The sequence below is a fragment of the Psychrobacter sp. UBA5136 genome (assembly GCF_002414005.1).
GTDB lineage: Bacteria > Pseudomonadota > Gammaproteobacteria > Pseudomonadales > Moraxellaceae > Psychrobacter.
The window spans coordinates 1-24,121 of the sequence record NZ_DHYG01000032.1 but is presented as its reverse complement, the minus strand read 5'-3'; the positions used below and the strand labels follow the sequence as shown (position 1 = coordinate 24,121).

Here is a 24,121-nt window from a genome sequence, read left to right as displayed (position 1 = left end):
ATTACTTTTCACTCACTATACCAGTAAAAACAACGATTAAAGGAATAATTATGCAAATGGAACAACACAGCTTTTTGGTCACCGGCGGCGCGTCGGGTCTGGGTGAATCCGTGGTTCGCGCTATCGTAAATCAAGGCGGCAAAGCGGTTATCGCTGATTTGAATGAAACAACTGGGCAAGCTTTGGTCGATGAACTGGGTGACCATGTACGCTTTGTACGCTGTGATGTAACCAGCGCCGATGAGGTGCAAGCGGCTGTTGAGATGGCTGAAAAAGCATTTGGCGGTTTGCAAGGTTCCATTAATTGCGCGGGCATTGCGGTCGTGCAAAAGCTTTTAGACCGCGAAAACAATCCAGCGGATCTTGAGGCTTTTAGTCGCGGCGTTAATATCAATCTTGTTGGTTCTTTTAACGTCGCGCGTTTGGTCGCCGCCAGTATCGCTAAGCGCGTAGCTAATGGCGCAAGTGAGCAAAATGCTGATAACGGTATTATTATTAATACTGCCTCTATTGCAGCTTTTGATGGACAAGTCGGGCAAGCCAGCTACTCGTCATCTAAGGCGGGCGTCGTTGGTTTAACTTTACCGCTAGCGCGTGAGCTGGCGCGTCATGGTATTCGCGTCATGACCATTGCACCGGGCGTTTTTGCCACGCCGATGATGGAGGCCATCCCTGAAAAAGCGCGCGAGCAGTTGGAGGCAGGCGTACCGTATCCTAAGCGTTTGGGCAACCCAAATGAGTTTGCCAAGCTGGTCATGCATATCATTGATAATGCTTACTTAAATGGGGAAGTCATTCGCTTAGATGGCGCAATTCGTATGGTGTAGATTTTAAACCTTTGCGGTGAAGCTTTAAGATTTTTTCATAGTTTATACATACGTGGCATGGTTTTTTGCTCACTTATCAGGAGGGTTTTATTTATTTATCCTCGATTGAAAGAAGCAAAAGCTATGTCATTTTTTCTTTTTCTTTAATTTGTATCCTTGAAATAATGCATCTGTATAACTATTAATGGAGTATGCTTGATATCATTGTTATGAGTAAGGTTTATTTTTCCAAGGTTATAATTCTGCGCCGTCATGATTTATAAAGGCTGACACTAACAAGTCATTAAAGGCTATTGACAACGGTTAAATTGACATTGAAATATCACTTCTTAAACCCTATATAGATAACAACGAAAAGCGTGCGGTAACGTTTAAAACTTATAAAAAACCGCGGCTACTATCAGATATACACTGCTACTAATTATAAAAGGACACAAGTATGAGGTTCGAAAAATTTACCCAAAAGCTGCAATCAGCTATCTCTGAAGCCCAAAGTCTGGCGCTGGGGCGTGACCATACAGGGATAGATCCTGTGCATTTGCTTGCCGTACTCCTGCAAGATGAGTCTAACTTATCTATCTGCCAGCAAGCGGGCGCGTCTATTCCTGCGCTAAAAAATGGCGTGGCAAAGGCGCTCGACAATCAAGCAACGATTAGCGAGCCGACAGGCGAGGTTAATTTAAACCCAAATTCGGTGAAGATTTTAAATTTGGCCGATCGCCAAGCGCAAAAAGAAGGTGATGATTTTATCGCCACTGAATGGGTGCTGCTAGCGCTTGCTGAACAAGGCGACACCAAAAAGATATTTGAAAATGCTGGCGTGACGGCAACTAAATTAAAAGCGGTCATTGAGAAACTGCGCGGTGATGAAACGGTGAACAATCAAAATGCTGAAGATCAGCGTGATGCGCTGAATAAATATACCATTAATTTAACTGAACGTGCGGAACAAGGTAAGCTTGATCCGGTGATTGGTCGTGATGAAGAAATTCGCCGTACCATTCAGGTGCTCTCGCGCCGTACCAAAAATAACCCTGTGCTTATCGGTGAGCCGGGTGTTGGTAAAACCGCCATCGTTGAAGGCTTGGCGCAAAAAATCATCCAAAAGGATGTACCAGAAGGGCTTCGTAATAAAGAAGTGTTGTCGCTTGATTTAGGCGCACTGATTGCGGGGGCAAAATTCCGCGGTGAGTTTGAAGAGCGCCTCAAAGCGGTGCTTAGTGATTTGGCAAAACAAGAAGGCAACGTCATCTTATTTATCGATGAGCTGCATACCATGGTCGGTGCTGGTAAGTCAGAGGGTGCGATGGACGCAGGTAACATGTTAAAACCTGCGCTTGCACGTGGTGAGCTGCACTGCGTTGGTGCGACGACATTGGATGAGTATCGCCAATACATCGAAAAAGATGCCGCGCTTGAGCGTCGTTTCCAAAAAGTGCTGGTCGATGAGCCAACGGTCGAAGATACTATTGCGATTTTGCGTGGTCTAAAAGAGCGCTATGAGCTGCATCACGGTGTCGATATTCAAGACAGCGCGATTATTGCGGCAGCGCGCATGAGCCATCGTTATATTACCGATCGCAAATTGCCGGATAAAGCGATTGATTTAATCGACGAAGCAGCGAGTCGTCTGCGGATGGAGATGGACAGTAAACCTGAAGCCTTAGGTAAGCTTGATAGCCGTTTGATTCAGCTTAAAATGCAGCGCGAAGTGCTCAAAAATGAAGAAGATGCTGGCGCGCAAGCCGAGCGTAAAGTGCTTGATAGCCAAATCGAAGAGTTAGAAAAAGAATACGCTGATCTTAATGAGATTTGGCAAGCAGAAAAAGCGCTCGTTAAAGGCAGTCAGCAGCTAAAAGACGAGCTGGATAAAGCACGTATTGCTTATGACAAAGCCAGCCGTGAAGGCGATTATGAAACCATGAGTAAGCTGCAGTACGAAACCATTCCGCAGCTAGAGCGCCGTATCGCTGAATCTGATTTGGCAGAGCAAAAAGAGCAGGCAGAGGACGCATTGGGCGGCAAGCTATTGCGTACTAAAGTCACGGATAACGAAATTGCCGAAGTCGTTGCCGCAGCGACTGGTATTCCAGTCAGTAAAATGATGCAAGGCGAGCGTGATAAAATGCTGGCGATGGAAGAAAAACTCCACGAGCGCGTCATTGGCCAAGATGAAGCGGTCGAAGCAGTAGCAAATGCGGTGCGTCGTAGCCGTGCTGGTTTGTCGGATCCGAATCGTCCTTCTGGGTCATTCTTGTTCCTTGGACCAACGGGTGTCGGTAAAACTGAGTTGACCAAATCACTGGCGAACTTTTTGTTTGATAGTGAGGACGCGATTGTCCGTATCGACATGAGTGAGTACATGGAGAAGCACAGCGTCAGTCGTTTGGTGGGTGCGCCTCCAGGCTATGTTGGTTATGAAGAAGGCGGTACGTTGACCGAAGCGGTACGCCGTAAGCCTTATAGCGTGATATTGTTTGATGAGGTCGAAAAAGCCCATCCTGACGTGTTTAATATTTTGCTACAAGTGCTAGACGACGGTCGTTTGACCGATTCGCAAGGCCGCGTGGTAGACTTTAAAAATACCGTTATCATCATGACCAGTAACTTGGGCTCGCATAAAATCCAAGAAATGGTCGGTGAGAGCTACGAGGATATCAAAGCGGAGGTCATGGAGTCGGTTGGGCAGCATTTCCGCCCAGAATTCGTCAACCGTATTGATGAGATTGTGGTCTTCCATCCGCTTGGCATGTCGCAGATGGCTGGTATTGCCGACATTCAATTGGATCGCTTGCGTCAGCGTGTTAGAGAGCGTGAGATGGATATCGAACTATCGGCAGATGCGATGAATAAACTGGTCGCAGTGGGTTATGATCCTGTGTATGGCGCGCGTCCGCTAAAACGTGCTATCCAGCAAGAGATCGAAAACCCATTGTCATTAAAACTACTGGCTGGTGATTTTGTTCCAGGCGATATCATCAAAATCGATGTCGGCGCTGATGATGAGTTGACCTTTGATAAGCTTAGAATGAGCTAAAGTAAGTGTTCGTTTTATCCTTTATTGGTTAAATGTCATCTGCTAAACGGTAGAAAGCCTGAAAACCCCTTATGTGCCTATTATTTATATGAGCAAGTAAGGGGTTTTTTTTGCGTTATTATTATTTACCGTTTGGAGCATAGACGCCCGTGCTATTCCCTTCACCGATAAGCATTTATAAAGCGCGTAAACAAAACGTCCGATTAAGCTCGCTTTGCCGTGAATTGATAATTAAGGCTTGGTTTGTTAAGGTAGCTTTATTTAACACTAAGGTTTAATACTAAGGTTGCAGTGGATGGATGAAATATCGGTGCCTCTTCTGTGTTGCTCTTTATTGCTCTTTGTTTGGTCATATCTGTGAATAGACAACGCGCCTTAGTCACTAAATTTGCTTATACGAATTTTACTTAAAAAAACAATAACCTAATTGTCATTTAAAATCCTAAGATGCATCGTTGTCTTAGGATTTTTTCATTTTTATCATGAACAGATGACTGGCCCGATTTGATAGTTTGTAAATATCTTGTTAAGGTTAGCGTCCTAAAAAATTGAGACAACTGAATGGATCACGTTAAAGTTGGCCGATTGGGCCCTTTTCCGCGGGTAAGTAGACCTGTGTTTTTAACTTCTGCGCTGTTAATTCTTGCGTTTATTATATTTGGCGCTCTCTTTAATGAGCTGGCGAGCGAAGTCTTCGGTCAAGCAAAGGCATTTGTGTCTGTACGCTTTGGTTGGTTTTTTATCGTCGTCGTCAATCTAGTGCTGGTCATGAGTATTTACATGATTCTAAGCCGCTATGGTGATATTAGGCTTGGTCATCAAACCGAGGAGCCAGAGTATAATCTCGTTTCTTGGATAGGCATGTTATTTTCAGCGGGTATCGGTATTGGCTTGCTCTATTGGGGTACGGCTGAGCCGCTCTATCATTTTATGGCGCCACCATTGGGCGAGGCTGAGACAATTGCTGCTGCTAAACAAGCAATGAACATCTCGTTTTTGCATTATGGTTTACACGTTTGGGCGGTTTACGGCATGGTTGCGCTGTCATTGGCCTATTTCCACTATCGAGTGGGATTGCCGTTGGCCATTCGCTCAACCTTGTATCCGTTAATTGGTAAAAAAATCTATGGGCCAATGGGACACACTGTTGATACGTTGGCGGTATTTGGCACCATGTTTGGGGTGGTCACCACTTTAGGCCTTGGCGTATTGCAAATCAACTCTGGTCTTGAGACGTTATTTGGTATTCCTAATAACATCACTGTGCAGATCATTTTGATTGCTTTTATTACTATGCTTGCAGCGCTGTCACTATTTATGGGGCTGGATAAAGGTATTAAGCGCCTCAGTAATATTAATATATTTTTCACCGTCGTATTACTCAGCTTTGTGATTATCTTAGGCCCTACGCAGTTTATTTTTAATAGTTTTGTCGAAAATATTGGTAACTATCTGTATCAAGTTATACCGTTAGGAACTTGGACTGAATCTTATAACGGCGAAGAAAACTGGCAGTCGTCGTGGACGATTTTCTACTGGGCATGGTGGATTAGCTGGTCGCCTTTCGTTGGCGTATTCGTTGCGCGTATTTCTCGCGGTCGTACCATTCGCGAGTTTATCTTAGGGGTGTTATTCATTCCTATTACCATTTTGTTCTTATGGTTCACTGCGTTTGGCGGCTCCGCTGTACATATGGAGTTGATGGCAGCTGTCGACCCGAATGTCGCCAGTCCTGGTTTAATTGAAGCGGTCAGAGCAGATACGGGCAGCGCAATCTTTAAGTTGATGGAGTCTTTTCCTCTCACATCAGCACTAAATATGTTGATTGTGGTCATGATTGTCCTTTGGTTTGTCACGTCATCAGATTCGGCCAGTTTCGTTATTGACATGCTGACCTCGGGCGGTGATACCAATCCACCAAAAATACAGCGCTTATTTTGGGCGGGTACAGAAGGCGTTATCGCAGCGGTGTTATTAGCAGCAGGCGGCTTGAGTGCATTGCAGGCTGCATCTATCGTCTCGGGCTTTCCCTTTGCGGTGGTCATCGTCATTATGATGTATTCATTACTGCGTGGTTTGAGCCGTGATAGATTGATTCTTTATCGTAATCAGCAGTGGTTTATCACCGAAGAATCAGCTGAGCATAATTCGGCAAATGAGTTCCGCGATGAAGCGTTATTAACGGGACCGCCGAGCATTAAGAAAATTGATGAGTAGTTGTTTAGTTGCCTAGAAAACTTAAAAATTTAATTTTCTGCAAAACGTTAATAGTCAATAATGTGAAAAATCCCAGTTCATAAGCTGGGATTTTTTATGGGCGTTTAACCGCTTAGTAGGTTTAAAGACATTGTTGTAGCGTCAGCGCTGTCATTATAAACATTCACCTTTCACATAACTGACAGCTTCAGGTGTGCTACAAGCTGAGCAGGCATTGCCCGCCGTGCGATAACTTATCAGTGAACCTACTTTTGTTTTTACGCAAACGGGATCGTATTGCGCGGTGCACATGGTTTTTTCAGGGTCAAAGGTTGGACACTGAGCAACGGTGCCTTTTGGCGGCTGGCTGGTATGAGAAGTCGGCGGCTGAATGGGCGTGCTATCAGACACAGTGGTATTGTTGATATTGCTGCAACCCGCTAAGGCAATCGTACAGGTTATGGCAACTGAAAGTTTACGAATAGAGGTTTTTAGGAGAGCTAGCGGTGATTGAGGAAGAACGCTCATGATGAATATCCTTATATCGTTGTTGTCATTTATTTTGCATTAAACGCCAATTTTTGACAAAAAGCAAATGAGTGCTTTTACGGCAGATATTTGATAACAAGCATTTGATATGATGAATGTTAAGTAAGGGATAATAATAGAGAAACAAAAAACCCAAGCCTCTAAAGCTTGGGTTTTGTAACGTGATTTCTTAACCAGATTTAAGAAATTTTCTAAAGAATCTAAAACCTAAAATACTTATTTGGCAGGCTTATCCTCTTTATTAAGCTGCACATATTTATCAAAGTTTTGTGCGTAATCTGTTAAGTTATCGCTTAGCATTTGACGATATTGTTTGGTATAAAACTCAACGATGTCATCTTTTTCTTTGGCGAAATCATCACCTTTGACAAAGCCAATCGAGGCAACTGAGGCGCTATAGCGAGCCGCAGCATAAAGCAGTGACGCGCCGACTTGACCTGAATGGGCGTCGGGACCTAATTGGCTATTTGCAAGCCCAATAATCGCATCGGCACGCTGATAAAAGGCTTGCATCTCAGGGGTGATTTCAAGAGCAGCGTCGAATTCGTCATTTTGGACAGCGTTTTGCGCGTCGTTTAGAGCATTGTTTGGCATATTGTCTTGAGACATAAGCTACTCCTAATAATGTTAGGTAAATTTAAAGGTATCACGGCAGTCTATAAACTTAACAAATCTAAAAACCCGCTAAATTCAAAGACTGATTAACATAGTAAAAAGTCTAATGCGTAAAAAGTCGCATGCTAGGCTTATAAGCCAGCGTCCGCTTTTAAGACTTCGGCTTTGTCTGTTTTTTCCCACGTAAAGGCCGTTTCAGAACCTTGGCGACCGAAGTGACCGAACGTCGAGGTTTGCTGATACATCGGCTGCAATAAATTTAGCATACGCGTGATACCATAAGGACGCAGGTCAAAATGGGTACGAATCAAGCTAATGATTTCATCATTGCTGATTTTGTTAGTGCCAAAAGTGTTAATCGAAATCGAAGTTGGTTCAGCAACGCCAATGGCGTAACTGACTTGAACTTCACAGCGATCGGCAATACCGGCAGCAACGATGTTTTTAGCCACATAACGCACCGCATAAGCAGCGCTGCGATCCACTTTTGAAGGATCTTTACCACTAAAAGCACCGCCGCCATGACGCGCCATGCCGCCGTAAGTATCAACGATAATTTTGCGGCCTGTAAGACCCGCATCACCGACAGGACCGCCGATGACAAATTTACCAGTTGGATTGATATGATAGCGTGTACCTGCATGTAATAATTCCGCTGGCAGTACTTGCTTAATAATCGATTCCATCACTGCTTCTTGCAGATCTGTTTGCGAGATACTAGGATCATGCTGCGTGGATAACACCACGGCATCAATGGCAATCGGTTTATTACCGTCGTATTTGAGAGTCACTTGTGCTTTGGCATCGGGACGCAGCCAAGGCAACTCACCTGCGCGGCGCAGCTCAGATTGACGCTCCATCAAGCGGTGCGCGTACTCGATAGGCGCTGGCATCAGCACTTCAGTCTCATTACTGGCATAACCAAACATCAAGCCTTGGTCGCCTGCGCCTTGTTCTTCAGGGCTGCTACGATCGACGCCTTGAGCGATTTCAGGAGACTGTTTACCCAGCATATTAATAACGGCGCACGTTTCGCCATCAAAACCCAAATCTGAGTGATGATAACCGATACCATTTACCGTATCACGAACGATACGTTCTACATCGATATTGGCAGTCGTGGTGACTTCACCTGCCAAGATGACCGCGCCAGTTTTAACCAAGGTTTCGCACGCCACGCGCGCGTGTAAATCTTCACGTAAAATAGCATCAAGAATAGCGTCTGATATCTGGTCAGCCATTTTATCAGGATGGCCTTCGCTCACAGATTCTGAGGTAAATAAGTTGTATTCGCGCATAATGGGATCGCTTAATTGCAGGGACTGTAATATATAAAATCAGTCATTATTAAATGTTAACGGAAAATAGAAGGTAAAAGTGAATCAAAAAATTATGATATTTTACCGTGAATCGAGGTAAAACTCTAGTGTCAGCCATGACGGCTAACAATTGTAGAAATCATCGAGGCGGCTGTCTTCTTGCCAGCGGTATTCTGTATAGTCAGCGACTTCTTTTGCGCTATCGCGACCTTGTCTATCAGCAATAAAACCAAGCGCCATATCCATGCCAGCCGTGACACCTGAAGAAGTATAAAACTTGCCATCTACGACCCAGCGCGCCTGCTTTATCCAATCAACCTGATCTGATTGTTCGGTTACCCATTGCCAAGCACGCTTGTTTGACGTGGCTCGTTTATGGCCTAAAATGCCTGCCTTCGCCAATAAAGCACTACCCGTACAGACGCTAAGCACCCAGTCGGCGTTATCAGCGAGCGTAGTCAGGTTCTGCAAAAACTTACTATCATTGATAAGTGGACGTGTACCTTTACCGCCGACGACCAATAATATATTCGTTTGATGGGCTAATTCTGCTACTGCGACAGTTTGTAAGGCAACACCATGATGGTTATGAATGACACCACCTTTCATTGACGCAAACTGAATGCGAAACGCGTTAGGTAAGCTACCAAATAGCTCAATAGGCCCAAATAAGTCTAAAGTTTCGAAGTCGTCAAATACGAGTGCGGTCAGGGTCTGCATTCTGCTTCCTTAAATTAAAGTATTAAGCCGAAGTATTTAGAAAGGAGATGTTTGAAAATCTTTAAGGTTCTCAAAGCCTTTAAAGCTCTAAAAACTTGGCTTTATCTTTAAACATACATTCCTCATAAACAGGACAAGCGCCGCATTTCGGGACGCGAGCCTGACAAGTATAGCGCCCATGCAAAATCGAATAATGATGGGCATCAACGATAAAGTCATCGGGGATACGTTCGAGCAGTTTTTTCTCGACAATTAAGACGTTTTTACCCGTGGCAAGCCCCGTACGATTGCCGACGCGAAAGATATGGGTATCGACCGCCATCGTCGGTTGGCCAAAGGCAGTGTTTAATACCACATTCGCGGTTTTGCGCCCAACCCCTGCTAGAGACTCTAAATCTTTGCGATTATCAGGGACAGTGCTGTCAAATTTTTCTATCAAATCACGGCAAGTTTTGATGATATTTTTGGCTTTGGCGTTATATAAACCGATGTTTTTAATATACGCTTTCAATCCTTCTTCACCTAACGCCAAAATGGCCTCAGGCGTATTTGCCACAGGATAAAGCTTGCTAGTGGCAATATTGACGCTGACATCGGTCGCCTGCGCCGATAATATGACCGCGATGAGTAGCTCAAAATTACTATTATAATTGAGCTCAGTCACTGGCTCATCAATCGTCGCTGCCAATTTTTCAAAAAACGGACGCACGCTGCGATTGGGCATGCGCCGCGATGGTGGCGTCTCGGCAGTTTTATGTTTAACGGTTTTACTCATAATGTTTTTACTATTATTTTCTCTATTTATTATTCAAAAGTAGAGGTTATGAAAGTAGAAGTTAACGATGAAAATTGCGCAAGTTCCGCTTGCAGTACCTCAAGCTCCATCTGCTTGCTCGCATTGGGGCGCACGCTAAGCTGTTTTTCTAATTTTTTAATTTTACTACGCAGCTTTGCCGCGGCAATGGTATTTTTTGCTTGTTCTTCACTGATGTTTAATGACGGACTAGCAGCATTGTTTAGTTTGGCTTCGACCATGCTAACCACGGGTTTGCTATTACTGCTATCGGCTAGCTGCTGACTGACGCGTCTTAAATGGGTGTGATAACGCTGGCGCAAATCCTCTTGTTCAGCCGTGCGCTCAGAATCTGAAATTGTGCGCTCAACAGTGACCAAGTCTATGCAATCAACGGGACAGGGCGCGATACATAGCTCACAGCCCGTGCATAAATCTGTAAAAATAGTATGCATGTGCTTGCCCGTACCGACAATGGCGTCAACAGGGCAAGCAGGGATACACTTGGTGCAGCCAATGCAATCATCTTCTCGAATCACGGCGCGCACCTCGGTAGGTCGCGCAGAGGTTGCATCTATCGGCCATTGCGATGGCGCGGCCGTCAGTAATGGCTCGCTGCTGTCGATATCGAGGATATGAGCAATAGCATCCGTTACAGGCTGACCGCCAGGCACGCACTTATTGTATGGCTCACCACTTAATACGATAGCGGTAGCATAAGGCAGGCAGCCATCGGCATGGTCACAAAGCCCGCATTGGGTTTGCGGCAAGCAGGCGTCAATGCGCGCAATCTTTTCTTGGGTTGCGGCAGGCAAGCGCTCTATGTCCAAGCTATCAAACAAGATAGGTAGATTGGTAAGACGGATATGACTGCTGTTGTTACTGATGGTGCTTTGCATGTAATGTAAAACCTTAATATCAGTGCTAAATGCTGATATTAGAATAAATAGGGTAAGTGATAGCTGTGTTTAAGTGACATCTACATTTATATAGAACGTTTTGCCCTTATAAATAAACATCAACTAAAGCGTGATGCCTTGTTCATGGGCAATTTGCGCAATCAGCTCATAAGCAATACTGCCTTTAAACGGTATTTTTGGCAAATTTGTCAGATCAAAAAAATCGGCGTGTGACAGCTCGTCTTCTTGTATCACGATATCCCCGCCCGCATACGCCGCGCGAAAACCAAGCATCAAGTTGGACGGAAACGGCCAAGGCTGACTGCTGACATAGCGAATATCGGTAAGGCGGATATTGACCTCTTCTGCCACTTCGCGTACCACGGCATGCTCTAAGCTTTCACCAACCTCTACAAAGCCAGCAATCAAACCATATTGTAACGTCTGCGCCGATGTTTTTTGTTGTCCGTAACGGTGATGGTGCGCCAATAAAATTTGCATGACGCCCGTTTGCGGATTCGGGCGCGTAATAGCGGTAATGATACATGGCTGCACACGTGGATATTGGCGTAAGCGGCAAACAGGGCAAACCATCGCGCGTTCACCGCGGGTAGCAGCAACGACTGGGGTAGCACAGCGGCTACAAAACTGCGTGTCTGTTTGCCAGCGTAGCAGCTGTATGGCTTGGCTAAGTTGGCCAGATAGGGCCACTGGCAACTGAGTGATAAGCAGACGATAGGCAATAAAGGCGCACGCGTCAGTTTCTAGACTACTTTCTACTTCACTATTTTCTAAAATCTTAGGCAACGCAACATTATGGGTTATTGCATAATCATAGGTAATAGCAATAGCAGCTTGTGCGGTAAAAGCATTAGTAGTAACTGCATGGGCGTTTTTAGTAGCAAAATCAATCAAACTACCTTTGTCTGGATTGCTATGCTTATCTTGGCAGCTATCATCGTTAACTACCCAATGACTTGGCGCTAAGCTTTCAAGTAGCGTTACTCGGCTAACTTGATAGGCTGGCTGAGCGTCACTAGCACTTAACGCTGTGATGTCGATATCCGACTGTGGTAATTGAACCTGCACAGGCCACCAACCGTTAGGCGTTTGACGACATAAAACCGTTTCGTCATTGAGGATAAAGGCATGGGTCATAAAGCAAGTTTCCAAACAGTCGAAGACAGACTCATATCCGCTATACGAGTCTGTTTAAAATAAGCCGTTAAATGATGGCTAAAGAAGCACGTTACTTATCAAAGACACTAACCATTACGCAGCAAGCAGTTGGCTTAAGCTTTGTTGCCCGACATCCAGCGCTTGTTTACTGACGGGACGATTGTTTTCAAAGCCATCTAAATGATGGTCAACTGCCATAATGACATCAGCGATATACGCCAAAGTGCCGTCATCTAGGCGTGCGCCGCTGTTAATACGCTGCTGCAAATAACTCGCCAATTGGCTAAGCATACTCGCAGGCGTTGGCAATTGTAAAAAGCGCACCGCGCCCGCTACTTGGCGCAGCATTTCAGGGATATTTTGAATGTTCAATATATCGCGCTCAGGCTCAGCCAGATAATCCGTGATGGCTTGCTCGGCACTGGCAATGGCGGTACGGCTTTCTTGTATTAAGGTATCATAGGCAGTATTTAGCTGATGCAATGAGATATGCGGATTATTCAAAGGTAAATAGATGGCCCCTGGGGTGTGCATCTCTGCCATCGCAATAGTGGCGTTTTCAGCGTGCATCAACGCCAATAATAAGTGATCAAAATCTTCTGGGGTAGGCGCGCGCCATTTCTTCACGGCATCTGCTGCGGCATTCAGACTGTTGGCAGCATTTGTCAAACCTAATAGCTGAAAAGCTGAACGCAGCTCATTAAGCTGCTCGGTGATTTGCGAGGTTTGCATATCGACAGGATTGATAGAATCACCGCGTGCGTAGCTATCGACATTTTCTTTGATGGTATTGATTTGCGCCTGAATAATGGTATTTAAGGTATCGGTTAAAGCACGGTTAGGCCCAAATAAGAAGCGCTCCATTTGCTGGCGTTGCGAGTCTTCTAACTGATTGGCGGCATAGAGCTCACGCAGCGTTTGCGCCTCTTTGGTGTCACGCTGGCAAGCAAAACTGACCAGGTGGGCAAAACGTGTGTCCATCACTGGCAGATAGCTTTGGAACTGCTGCTCTAAGTAAATAAGCGTGTGTTTTTGGCTTAAATTTAACGGTAAGATGCTGGCGATATCAGTAACGGCGGCGGTGGCTGCCTGCCAAAACAGGCTGCTGGTATTTGCTGCTATCAAGGCACAGGCTGCCGACATCGCATCAAGTTTTTGCTGCTCATCTTGACTGACCTTGCCGTCTTGATTTAACAAAGCAACGCTAAGCCCACTACGATAGGCATAAGTTAACAATTCGCTGTCAAGATTGAGTTCGCTAAGCGGTTGAAAGTTATTTTCAGGGTTGGCAATAATGACGCTACTATGACCAAAGGCGGCAAAATAATCGGCTGCGATAGGCGCTTCTTGCCCGTGCGCATTGAGCTTATTAATAATAGGTAAGAGTAAAGTTGGCTCTACCGATTCAGTCAGCAGGACAAATTCGATATAACGATCAAGCGTCATAATGGCTTCTGACAAATCCATAATCAAGGCGCTATCGTTATTATCGCCACTGTCATAAAGTTTTTGTAAACCATGCACAATCGCTGTATTTAGCGCTTCGGCACCCACCAACGCAATCAGCTCAAAAATACAAGACAGCTGTTTTAACACAATAATAGAATCTAACAATAAAGGCGCTTGGCTATTATCATCATTAAATTCGCCCAAATGAATTTCGGCGTCTTTTAATATGACATTAATTTCATCGTGCAATAAATGCAGTGATGGCAGGTTAAAATCAGTCACACTCAAGGTTGGGGCGGTCAATTTCATTTGTGTAGAAGGGTTCATAGTGGTTTTCCATGACGTACTGATGAAAATAGCAAGGGTTTGGAGTTTAACGATGTGTATAAATAAGGTTTTAACGCTTATCGGCATAATAATCAAGACTAACTTACTTAACTGCCAGTATAAGATGTTATGTCAATATAAAAAACTGTTTTAATGACTGCTGCTTCGCTAGTTACATTTTGGCCTTAAGTTCAGGATAATCCTCGGCAAGCGCTGCATACCAGCTTTGATGGGCGCGCTCATTACTGCTTGATTCAAGCAGTAAAGCGGCCAAATCGGCAAAGTTTGCATGGGCAGTATGGCCGCCATCGGCTTGGGTGTCTTCCTCAATGGCCAGCGTGACTTGACCGCCGGTCATCGCCAAATAAACTTCTGCTAAAATCTCCGAGTCCAGTAAGGCGCCGTGGAAGGTACGGTCTTGTTTACCAACATCTAAGCGGCGAACGAGGGCATCAAGGGTGTTTTTTTGCCCAGGATATTGCTGTTTTGCCATGGCCAGCGAGTCGGTCACACGTACCCGTTCGGCAAAGTCATTTAGGCCAACTTTAGCAAACTCCATATTTAAGAAGTTCATATCAAAGGTGGCGTTATGAGCGATGATTTCGGCACCGTCCATAAAGTCATACAGCGCCTGAGCCACTTGATCAAAGGTTGGCTTATCGGACAAAAACGCTTCAGAGATACCGTGAATGCGAATAACCTCTTCATCCATACCGCGCTGCGGGTTGATATAGACGTGGAGCTTTTCGCCGGTAAATTTACGCCCGACCAACTCTACAATACCCACCTCGATAATTCGGTCGCCCTTCATGGGATCAAGACCGGTGGTCTCCGTATCCATGATAAGCTGGCGGTCAGATTCATGACGATGGATAGGTTTGGGTAGCAGCGGTATAAAATGCGGATTGGCACGGCTGGTGTCACCATCAAATGTTGGCGCGTCAGTTTCTATGCTATTCTCTATATTATTCTCTGTGTTGGTTTCTGTCTGTTTTTCTAAGAAGGCGGCTGCTACTTCAGTATCCATATTCGAAACTATATCTGACATATCGGTATTTCTCATGGGTTTGCTGGCATTATACGGACTGTGATTTTTTTCAACGCAGATATCTTTAACGACAATCTCTGTATTTGTCATCGTATCATGATCATTTTGACTGTCTAATAGCGTTTCATCAAGCTCATCATCGATCATATCAAAGCCTAACGGATCAAACTTTAGCCAATCGTCGCTCGGCCCCTGTTTTTTATCAGCCGTTAATTGATCTTTTTTTTTAGCAGTATCTTGTAGGTTAGCCATGGTTAAATTGTCACTGCTAGACGTTACGCCCAAATTTGCCAGCTCGTCGGCTTTTTCATTGCCCGCGTGCCCTGCATGACCTTTTACCCAGTGCCAAGCAACGTCGCGCTCCTGACGAAGCGCGTCCAATTGTTGCCATAAGTCTTGATTGGCGACCGGTTTTTTACTGGCCGTTTTCCAGCCGCGTTTTTTCCAGCCTTCAATCCACTCGGTGATGCCTTTTTTCACATAGCTTGAGTCTGTCCAAATCTCGAGGGTTTGCTCGCGCGGACTATGGATTAATGCTTGTATCGCGCCCATCAGCTCCATGCGGTTATTGGTAGTTACTTTTTCACCGCCGTATAAATCCTGCGTGCGCCCGTCGCTAAATATCAAGTGCGCGCCCCAGCCACCAGCGCCCGGATTGCCTTTACAGGCGCCATCGGTATAAGCAACCGTCGTGTTTGCCTTGGCGGCGAGCGGATTGTTCGCGTTATTGATATTAAATGACCGCGCTAAAGTAGGATTTTCTGACATAAAGATGTAATGACCTGATAGATAATAAACATGGAGCGAAGAGGTATTCTAGCGTTATTTTTACGCAGGCTAGCAGCGCTTGTTTTAGGGTTGAGTATAGCAAATCTTACTTGTTTATGGTCGCTTATCTAACAGTTGCTGCTAGGCAATTTAGGCACAAAAGGGCAAAAGTACATATCATAGCGGTAACGGTGCCGTTTTCTGTTAAAATAGCGTTGATTGTGCGGGCACGGCTTAGCGCAATATTAGGCGCAATATCAGCTTTTTATGTACCAATGCAGGATAAATCTATGATGTCCGTAAGCTCGAATGTTTTGAATAAAAAATTAACGCCCGTAATGCTCGCTGTAGTCGCCAGTAGCGCGCTGTTTTTAAGTGCGTGTAATGATAGCAATACGCAAGCCGTCTCAAAAACGGCCGAGGCGAAGGCAGACTTGTCAGTATTTGAGGGCTGCTACACCGTCAGTCATGATGAGCCTGCGCAAATTAAAGTCAGCCAACAGGGCGATGCGTGGGTGATGCAAATGAAAGAGCCTGCAAGCGCCAAGCGCGTTTGGGATGATGCTGAACCGTTAGAAGTGCTTAAAAACAGCGATATACCAACGTATTTTTCTATCGACCCTGATAATGTCGATGCGGTGATTGGTCGTCCAGACAGAGTGCTGGTGCTGGCGCATGTGAAGTCTGTTTATGCCAATATCGATCCGCTACTAGATAGCGAGTATTTGTCTTATATTTATCGCGGTGCCAATACCATTTATCGCGTCGAATGTGACGACGTCAATACGGATATTTTAGCCAATCCTCACGCCAATATTGTGATTGATAACGTCAATGAAAGTATTTGAAATGACAGTGTTTAAAAAGTCCTTATAAAGCAGTATTTATTATAAATAACCATCTCATTAGAGGCGGGCAATATGAATTTTTTTAGTTATGTGGTGTTAGGCGGGTTTTGTTATGCGGCCGGTTGGGCGGTAAGAACCTATATTCTTGATAAACAGCCAAAACCTGAGCAGCCTTATAGTCTCAAGCATCCAGCTATCTTAGGATATTTGGGCGCATTTTTTATCATTATGCTGATTGTCTCATGGCTGATTGGACGCTACCTACTCGGTCATGTCACCCTTGATTGGCCTTTTATTATTGTCAATAGCCTCGTCGGTACTTTTGTATACTCGTTTGGTTTGAATCCAGAAAAGCCCAGCTACGATGTGCCGAATTAATCAATTTGCAAAAAGGTAAAAGCATAAATAGGGTAAAGGGTTTATGTTTTAGTGGTATATAAAAACACGGTCAGTGCATGCCTCATTGACCGTGTTTTTAATGTGACTACTTGCCAGATTATTTATCTGTTTTCTTTAAGCTTTTACTTTTATCCTCTATCTTTTTATCGTTAGATTTTGTCGTTTCTTCTTTAGCAGCGGTCTGCTTGTCTTTCCAGTTTTTGTACTTAAGCAAATCTTTTTCCATCAGTTTAAGACAAAATCTTAGTACCAAGGCATCATCGATATGTCCGATAAAGGGGATAAAGTCAGGAATGATATCGATGGGGTTTAGGACATAGAGCAGTCCAACCACGGCCGCTGAAATGGTTTTATAGGGAATATTGCGATAGTTGCCTTGGTAATAGTCTTTTACTAAGCTCACTAGCAAGAGTAAATCATCGGCATAACTCTCAAGACCTTGTCCTTTTCCCACTTGGTCATTTATTTTGTCTTCTTTACCCAAGATAACTTTAATACTATCCATCAGACTTTTATTGTCTTTTTCTTTTGCGTTTTCTTTATCAGCCATATTTATAATCCTTTTATAGCAATAATTATTGTTTGTCGTTCAACGCTTTTTACTATAGCAAGAGTCGCGTCTGCAGCCAAATAAGACGATAAGCAAATCTGTATCGTTTTGTTGTCTATAAGCATGATACATTGCGCTGACCTCAACCGTTTTAAACTGGCTGAGCGCTAAATCCTGTCTTCATCTGCGTTATAATACGCCATCTATTTTAGCCACTCTTATTAAAAAACGCCCCAAATAAGCAGCAATTAAGCGTTAATTAAAAGCCACAAAAGGTAGCATAATGACCAAAATATCAACCGAGCTAAATCGTCGCCAGTTTTTACGTCAAGTTGGCTTTAGTGTCGGAGCAGGATTGCTGGCCACCCAAAGTATCACTCGGGCGCTGGCTGCTAATACTATTGTACAAAATAGCGGCACAAAGCTTACCAAAGATGATTTGCCGGTTGCTGTGATGGATAAAAATACGGCAGCACAAACCCTGCTTTCTGATGGTTCTGAAACGCAGCAAGCAAATTCAAAATGTATCACAGCAAGTATTGAGACGCGGCTTTTTGCCAGCTCCAATGTCGGTGGTAGTGACGAGCGTAATGAATTGGCGTTAGAGCGTTTAGCTTGTGCGGGTTTTAAAGTGGAAAATCCTGCCGTTACCAAACGCCAGTATCTGCGTTTTGCGGGTACGGATTCGCAGCGTGCTAGTGACCTGCAAAACATTGCTACCGGTGCAATCAAAGCGCCTAAACTGCTACTTGGGGTACGCGGCGGTTATGGTGCCATGCGCTTATTGCCCATGGTTGACTGGGCAACGCTTGGACGTATTATGAAGGAGCGCGGTACGATATTGGCAGGCTTTAGTGACGTGACGGCGATTCAGGGCGCGCTACTGGCAAAAGGTGGCATGAGCTCGCTTGCTGCGCCGATGCTTTATAGCGAGTTTGGTAAAATCAAACCCGATGAGGTTAGCTGCCGACAGTTTGTAGAAGCATTAACCAATCCTAATTTAACCATCAATATAGCAGATGCGTCTTTAACCAGTCCAAATTTACCAAGTATTTTGGCAAATTCTGAGCCAAAAACTCTAACGGGTACTATTTGGGGCGGCAATTTAAGCGTGATATCGGCGCTGGCTGGTAGTGAGTATTTACCGCGTATTGCTGGCGGTATTGTGTTTTTAGAAGATGTGGGCGAGCAAGCTTACCGCATCGAGCGCATGCTCTATGATTTGTACTTAGCAGGAGTGTTTAAGGGTCAGCAGGCGATTGTATTTGGCGCGCTATCGGGTAGCGGAGAGGACAGTTATGACAAGCGTTACGATGTCGCCACCGTGATTCGCCAATTGCACAAGCTGACAGGATTGCCTATTTATAGCGGTATGCGCTTTGGTCATATTGGACAAAAACACAGCTTTCCACTCGGCGCGAGGTGTCAGCTTAGCGCCAATACTGCGGGCGGCTATCAGTTGGCGTTTAGTGATTATCCAACGATTAAAGCCGATGCCATTAGTGTCGAAGGCTTATGGCAATAAAGTTTAGGTCTATAGTCGAATCCAAATAGATCAGATACGCAGCTATCAAGTCGCTCAATGAAAAGTTGTTCTTCTTGCGTGCTGTACCTACGCCGACAGATGCTGCGAAAAACAACTTTGCATCTTGCTGTATCGTTTTTATATCGAATTAACTATATAAAGTTTTTGCTCTGATAAATCTGCTGCAGCAACGTATTATTCCTAAAATACTATAAAGTTAAATCGCCAAGCGTGAAAATTTTTCTTGATATTCTTTCGGGGTTAGCTCGGTGGCGCGTTTAAACAGCCGCGTAAATGAGGAGATATCATCGTAGCCGACTTGTTCCGCGAGTGACTTTATCGTCACATCGCCCAATTCTAACAGACGCTTTGCCTGCTCAATTCTAACCGCTTGGATATATTCAATCGGACGCATGGCGACGCAAGCTTGAAAGCGCCTATTTAAGGTGCGCGGGGTAACATTAACCATAGTAGCCAGATGGCTTACCTGCATAGGTTGTCTAAAATTTTCTTCAATAAATTCTTGTACTTGCTTGACCAGTGGGTCTGAATGCGGCCTATGCAAAGACACATTGGTGTAGCTATTTTGATTGCCGCGTTTGCTATCGATAATCTGAGTTTTCGCCACTTGGGTCGAAATCTCGCGTCCGCAATAACGCTCAATTAATAATAATCCCAAGTCATAAAACGCGCTACCGCCCGCCGCACAAAAGATATTGCCTGACTGATTTTTTGAAGCACTTTTTGATTGAGTCACAAACTGATTTTCTTGCAAATCAACCAATGGATAGTCTGCCTTAAATTTATTGGCATAGCCCCAGTGGGTGGTGGCGACTTTGCCATCGAGCAGGCCTGCTTTTGCCAAAAAAAAAGCGCCGCTGCAATTGCTAGCAATGTCCGCTTTAGTATTTGCTAGCCTTTTTATATGGGCAATTAACTTGCTATTTTGGCTCAGTACTTTATCAATGGAGTCGCCAATCGTTGGAATTAACAATAAATCGCAATCAAGCACCTTAGCAATGTCGCAATGCGCTTGCATGATTAAGCGATTGCTACACCTGATATCAACGCCGCCGAGGCTGGCGATTTGCACATTAAATCTTGGCTCTACTGGCTCATCTAAAAAACGCTGCCAACTGACTCCGGTAAAGGAAAACAAGTCTAGCGCTCCTGTCAAAGCACTGCCAAGCACGCCATCGAAACCGACAATGATGACTTTAAAGGGGGTGAAGTAGGGTATAGACATCCAATTTCCTTTCCGAACGGTTGTTAAAAATCGCGTTTTGCGCCCAAATTTTTCTAACCAAGCGCGTTATATTTGTCATATTTGACCATAATTATGTCATAAATGACAATACGGCAAGACCTTAAATTAGATTAATATCATTGCATCACTAAATTTTATTTGTTCACGAGAATACTATGGCAGCAGATACGCTTATCAATGATTTTGAGTTACCGTTTCAATTATATGATGTATTGGGAACGGAAAAGTTAACCCAGCATCCAAAGTTTGCAGAACACAGCCGCGAAACCTTTGACGCGGTGTTAGATACCGCCAATAAAATCGCGACCCAGCTATTTTTGCCGCATAATCATGTGGCGGATAAAAACGAGCCGCAGTTTGACGGCAAAAAAGTCAGCATGATAGACGATGTCAAAGTCGCCTTTGATGCGTTTCGCGAGTCGGGTTTTATCGCCGGTCGTTATAGCTTTGAAGATGGCGGCATGCAATTACCTGAAACGGTGATGACCGCGGTGGCAGGCTATTTTATGGCAGCCAATCCCTCAACGACGGCTTATCCGTTTTTGACCACGGCCGCCATTAATGTCATCTCGCATTTTGCCAGTGACGAGATTAAAAACGCCTTCATGCCGCGCATGCTAACGGGCGAATTTACCGGCACCATGGCATTAACCGAGCCGCATGCTGGCTCATCGCTTGCCGATATCAAAACCACTGCTGTCAAACAAGACGACGGCACTTATCGTATCAAAGGCAGCAAGATTTATATCTCAGCGGGCGATCATGAATTGTCTGACAATATCGTGCATCTGGTCTTAGCCAAAGTCCCAGGCGGTCCTGCGGGGGTCAAAGGCATCTCGCTATTTGCCGTACCAAAGTATCGCTTAAATGATGATTTGTCGGTCGGCGAGCGTAATGACGTACATTTAACCGGACTTATTCATAAGCTTGGCTATCGCGGCGCGACGTCTACGGCACTAAGCTTTGGCGATGAGGGTGATTGCCACGGCTACCTGATCGGGGAAGAACATTTTGGCCTGCGTTATATGTTTAAAATGATGAACGAGGCGCGCATTGCGGTTGGTTTTGGCGCAGCGATGATTGGTTATCGCGGTTATCAGTATTCACTTGATTATGCCAAAGACAGAACGCAAGGCAGAATTGCGCCGAATAATAAGCCTGAAGATGCGGCAACGGCAATCATTCAGCATGGTGATGTCAAACGTATGCTGCTTGCGCAAAAAGCCTATAGCGAGGGCGGTATTTCACTGTGTCTATATGGCTCAAATCTGATCGACCGTATCAATACTTGTGAAGACGCAACGTTAAAAAATGAACTGACAGAATTGTTAGACCTTCTCACCCCAGTACTCAAAGCATGGCCATCTGAATATGGTCCAAAAGCCAATGATTTGGGCATTCAAGTATTGGGCGGCGCAGGCTACACGCGTGAGTATCAAGCCGAGCAGTTTTGGCGTGACAATCGTTTGAACCCCATCCATGAGGGTACAAATGGCGTACAGGCACTAGATTTGTCATTTCGTAAGTTGTGGCAAAAGGGCGGGCTTGGTATTCAAATCTTAAAGCGTGAAATTACGCAAGATTTAGAAAATATCAGCACACCAGAAACCGCGAAACTTGCTGGCAAACTGATGCCTTATATGGCTCACTTACATGAAGTATTGGTGCATTTAAGCAAAATCTTGCAAACGGAAAAAGCCATTACGCTGACGGGGAACGCGCAAGCCTTGATGAATATTTTTGCCTCTATCGTGGTCAGTTGGATTTGGATTCGCCAAGCCAGTAAAGCGGAACAATTATTAAGCACAACATCGGACGCTGACAAGCAAAACTTTTATCATGGCAAAATACAAGCAGCAAAATACTTTATCGATTGGGAATTGCCGCTAATCAATCGCGATATCGAGCTGCTAAATAACGACAATGCGGTATGTACCAATATGCAAGCCGAGTGGTTTTAAAAAGTCAGATAGTAGTGAGTTCGGCTTTTAGTCAGTGATAACAGATAAAATAATACTCTTCTAAAGGAATAAATATGACGCTAAACACGAATGGAGTTGCAGCAGACGTCGCCAGTAACGTCTCGGGTAAACGTATTTTAATCACCGGCGGCGCGTCTGGTATCGGTGCAGCAAGTGCGCTATTGTTAGCCAGTCGCGGCGCAAAAGTCGTCATTGGCGATTTGGCCGAAGAGATGGGCGCCGCCGTTGCCAAGCAAGGACAAGATGCTGGCAATAGTATCGTCTTTAAAAAGGTCGATGTCACCAGCGGTGATGAGGTGCGTGCGTTATTTGCCTTTGCCATGGAGACGCTTGGTGGTCTTGATGTGGTGATAAATAATGCCGGCATTGACCACAGGCCTGCACCAATGCATGAGCTAAAGGATGAGGATTTTGACCGTAATATCGCGGTTAATTTAAAAGGCGTCTGGCATTGTATGCGCGCTGCGGTTGCTTGCATGGCGACCAATGGCGGCGGTCATGTGATAAATGTGGCGTCTATCGCAGGTTTGCGTTCAGCGCCGCTATTATCCGCTTATAGCGCGGCAAAGCATGGCGTCATGGGTCTCACTAAGTCTGCGGCTCATGAATATGCCCGCGTGAATATTCGTTTTAATGCCGTTTGCCCAAGCTTTATTGATACGCCGATGGTACGCAATACCATGGCAAACATGGACGAGCGCGCCCAGCAAGCGACCATCAAGGCCAGTCCGATGCGCCGTTTAGGGCATGTCGATGAAGTGTCTGGCGCGATTGCTTGGCTGGCAAGCGATGAAAGCAGCTTTATGAATGGTCATGCCTTTACCCTTGATGGTGGCATGTTGGCTTAATACGTTTTATTAAATCCATTGATATGAATTTTCTAATCTAAATTTCTAAGCTAAGTTTCTCAGAGCTGGTAAAAATTTTCTTGCTTGCTGTGTGCTTTGCACTCCAGAGGCTGCAAAAATTCCTCCCAGCTCTGCCACACATTTAAAATGTATAAATAATATAGGTAAATATAAGGAGTAATGATGAAAGATTTATTTGATTTAACCGGTAAGATTGCTTTGGTTACGGGTGCAAGCCGCGGTATTGGCGAATCTATCGCCCGTTTATTGGCATCAAGAGGCGCGCACGTGATTGTCTCTAGCCGTAAAATTGATGCCTGCCAAGCGGTTGCTGAGAGCATCAAAGCTGACGGTCATAACGCCAGCGCTTTTGCCTGTCATGTTGGTGATATGGAGCAAATCGAGGCAGTTTTTGAGTATATCAAAAGTGAGTTTGGTCGCATTGATATCTTAGTCAATAATGCTGCAGCAAATCCCTATTATGGTCGTATTTTAGACACTGATTTGGCCGCTTTTGATAAGACTGTTGAAGTCAATATCCGTGGTTATTTCTTTATGTCGACGGCTGCTGGTAAGATGATGCGCGAGCAGGGCGGCGGGGTGATTTTAAATACCGCTTCGGTCAATGGCTTGGTTGCGGGCGATAAGCAAGGCATTTACTCAATCACCAAGGCGGCGGTGATTAGCATGACCAAAGCCTTTGCTAAAGAGTGCGGGCCATTAAACATCCGCGTCAATGCCTTATTACCAGGTTTAACCGATACCAAGTTTGCCTCGGCGTTAACCACCAATGACAAAGTCTTAAAAATGGCGCTACATGCGATTCCTTTAGGGCGCGTCGCCGATCCAGATGAGATGGCAGGCACCGTATTGTATCTTGTGTCTGACGCCTCAAGCTATACCACAGGCGCAACGGTTGTGGTTGATGGTGGTATGCTTGCTTAATTAGAAATACGGGGCTGTCCTAGATAACTAG

At 44.9% G+C, this 24,121-nt stretch carries 20 protein-coding genes; 9 read left to right on the top strand and 11 right to left on the bottom strand.

Translation table 11 applies throughout. From position 1 onward, the window contains the following. Window positions 1-50 precede the first annotated feature (50 nt). From B4240_RS03945 to B4240_RS03935, 3 genes are all read left to right on the top strand, one after another. Window positions 51-827: an SDR family NAD(P)-dependent oxidoreductase gene (locus B4240_RS03945; protein ID WP_296236939.1), complete on the top strand. Its 777-nt coding sequence runs from the start codon at window positions 51-53 to the stop codon at window positions 825-827. Window positions 828-1,266: 439 nt separating this feature from the next. Then, the gene (gene clpB / locus B4240_RS03940; RefSeq protein ID WP_296236938.1) at window positions 1,267-3,864 is read left to right on the top strand and encodes an ATP-dependent chaperone ClpB; all 2,598 of its coding nucleotides are present in this window, start codon (window positions 1,267-1,269) and stop codon (window positions 3,862-3,864) included. Between the two features lie 561 nt (window positions 3,865-4,425). Then, window positions 4,426-6,081, top strand: coding sequence for a BCCT family transporter (locus tag B4240_RS03935; protein WP_296236937.1), 1,656 nt, complete (start codon window positions 4,426-4,428; stop codon window positions 6,079-6,081). Between the two features lie 153 nt (window positions 6,082-6,234). On the opposite strand, the gene B4240_RS03930 is transcribed toward B4240_RS03935, so the two are convergent. The 9 genes from B4240_RS03930 to dnaQ form a co-directional block, all read right to left on the bottom strand. After that, window positions 6,235-6,588, bottom strand: coding sequence for a hypothetical protein (locus B4240_RS03930; protein ID WP_296236936.1), 354 nt, complete (start codon window positions 6,586-6,588; stop codon window positions 6,235-6,237). A gap of 237 nt (window positions 6,589-6,825) precedes the next feature. Further along, window positions 6,826-7,218 (bottom strand): DUF3144 domain-containing protein, encoded by a 393-nt coding sequence (locus tag B4240_RS03925; RefSeq protein WP_296236935.1) that lies wholly within the window; start codon window positions 7,216-7,218, stop codon window positions 6,826-6,828. 137 nt (window positions 7,219-7,355) lie between these two features. Beyond that, window positions 7,356-8,522, bottom strand: a complete 1,167-nt coding sequence (gene metK / locus B4240_RS03920) for a methionine adenosyltransferase (RefSeq protein WP_296236934.1) — start codon at window positions 8,520-8,522, stop codon at window positions 7,356-7,358. A 144-nt stretch (window positions 8,523-8,666) separates the two neighbouring features. Next, entirely contained in the window at window positions 8,667-9,263 is a 597-nt protein-coding gene (locus tag B4240_RS03915; protein WP_296236933.1) for a DJ-1/PfpI family protein, read from the bottom strand. A 79-nt stretch (window positions 9,264-9,342) separates the two neighbouring features. Next, a complete protein-coding gene (gene nth, locus B4240_RS03910) occupies window positions 9,343-10,038 on the bottom strand; it encodes an endonuclease III (RefSeq protein ID WP_296236932.1) in 696 nt (231 codons plus the stop codon). A gap of 29 nt (window positions 10,039-10,067) precedes the next feature. Continuing rightward, window positions 10,068-10,955 carry an RnfABCDGE type electron transport complex subunit B gene (locus tag B4240_RS03905; RefSeq protein ID WP_296236931.1) on the bottom strand — a complete coding sequence of 296 codons (888 nt, stop codon included), beginning with the start codon at window positions 10,953-10,955 and terminating at the stop codon, window positions 10,068-10,070. 123 nt (window positions 10,956-11,078) lie between these two features. Beyond that, on the bottom strand, window positions 11,079-12,113 hold the full coding sequence (gene nudC, locus B4240_RS03900; RefSeq protein WP_296236930.1) for an NAD(+) diphosphatase: 1,035 nt from the start codon (window positions 12,111-12,113) through the stop codon (window positions 11,079-11,081). A gap of 114 nt (window positions 12,114-12,227) precedes the next feature. Then, the gene (locus tag B4240_RS03895) at window positions 12,228-13,910 is read right to left on the bottom strand and encodes a hypothetical protein (RefSeq protein ID WP_296236929.1); all 1,683 of its coding nucleotides are present in this window, start codon (window positions 13,908-13,910) and stop codon (window positions 12,228-12,230) included. 172 nt (window positions 13,911-14,082) lie between these two features. Further along, the gene (gene dnaQ, locus B4240_RS03890; RefSeq protein ID WP_296236928.1) at window positions 14,083-15,726 is read right to left on the bottom strand and encodes a DNA polymerase III subunit epsilon; all 1,644 of its coding nucleotides are present in this window, start codon (window positions 15,724-15,726) and stop codon (window positions 14,083-14,085) included. 290 nt (window positions 15,727-16,016) lie between these two features. Between dnaQ and B4240_RS03885 the strand changes: the two genes are divergently transcribed. Continuing rightward, window positions 16,017-16,574 (top strand): hypothetical protein, encoded by a 558-nt coding sequence (locus tag B4240_RS03885; RefSeq protein ID WP_296236927.1) that lies wholly within the window; start codon window positions 16,017-16,019, stop codon window positions 16,572-16,574. Window positions 16,575-16,646: 72 nt separating this feature from the next. After that, complete coding sequence (locus tag B4240_RS03880; protein WP_296236926.1) at window positions 16,647-16,952, top strand: hypothetical protein; 306 nt, start codon at window positions 16,647-16,649, stop codon at window positions 16,950-16,952. Window positions 16,953-17,070: 118 nt separating this feature from the next. On the opposite strand, the gene B4240_RS03875 is transcribed toward B4240_RS03880, so the two are convergent. Then, window positions 17,071-17,523, bottom strand: a complete 453-nt coding sequence (locus tag B4240_RS03875; RefSeq protein WP_296236925.1) for a YkvA family protein — start codon at window positions 17,521-17,523, stop codon at window positions 17,071-17,073. A gap of 283 nt (window positions 17,524-17,806) precedes the next feature. On the opposite strand from B4240_RS03875, the gene B4240_RS03870 reads away from it, so the two are divergent. Further along, entirely contained in the window at window positions 17,807-19,048 is a 1,242-nt protein-coding gene (locus tag B4240_RS03870; RefSeq protein ID WP_296236924.1) for an LD-carboxypeptidase, read from the top strand. Window positions 19,049-19,265: 217 nt separating this feature from the next. Here the strand turns inward: B4240_RS03870 and B4240_RS03865 are convergent, their stop codons facing one another. After that, window positions 19,266-20,294: a GlxA family transcriptional regulator gene (locus B4240_RS03865; RefSeq protein ID WP_296236923.1), complete on the bottom strand. Its 1,029-nt coding sequence runs from the start codon at window positions 20,292-20,294 to the stop codon at window positions 19,266-19,268. A 176-nt stretch (window positions 20,295-20,470) separates the two neighbouring features. Here B4240_RS03865 and B4240_RS03860 point away from each other — a divergent pair, with 176 nt between their 5' ends. The 3 genes from B4240_RS03860 (at window position 20,471) to B4240_RS03850 (ending at window position 24,090) form a co-directional block, all read left to right on the top strand. After that, window positions 20,471-22,276 (top strand): acyl-CoA dehydrogenase, encoded by a 1,806-nt coding sequence (locus tag B4240_RS03860; RefSeq protein ID WP_296236922.1) that lies wholly within the window; start codon window positions 20,471-20,473, stop codon window positions 22,274-22,276. A gap of 74 nt (window positions 22,277-22,350) precedes the next feature. Further along, the gene (locus B4240_RS03855; protein WP_296236921.1) at window positions 22,351-23,145 is read left to right on the top strand and encodes an SDR family NAD(P)-dependent oxidoreductase; all 795 of its coding nucleotides are present in this window, start codon (window positions 22,351-22,353) and stop codon (window positions 23,143-23,145) included. Window positions 23,146-23,325: 180 nt separating this feature from the next. Beyond that, window positions 23,326-24,090 carry an SDR family oxidoreductase gene (locus B4240_RS03850; protein WP_296236920.1) on the top strand — a complete coding sequence of 255 codons (765 nt, stop codon included), beginning with the start codon at window positions 23,326-23,328 and terminating at the stop codon, window positions 24,088-24,090. The last annotated feature ends 31 nt before the right edge of the window (window positions 24,091-24,121 follow it).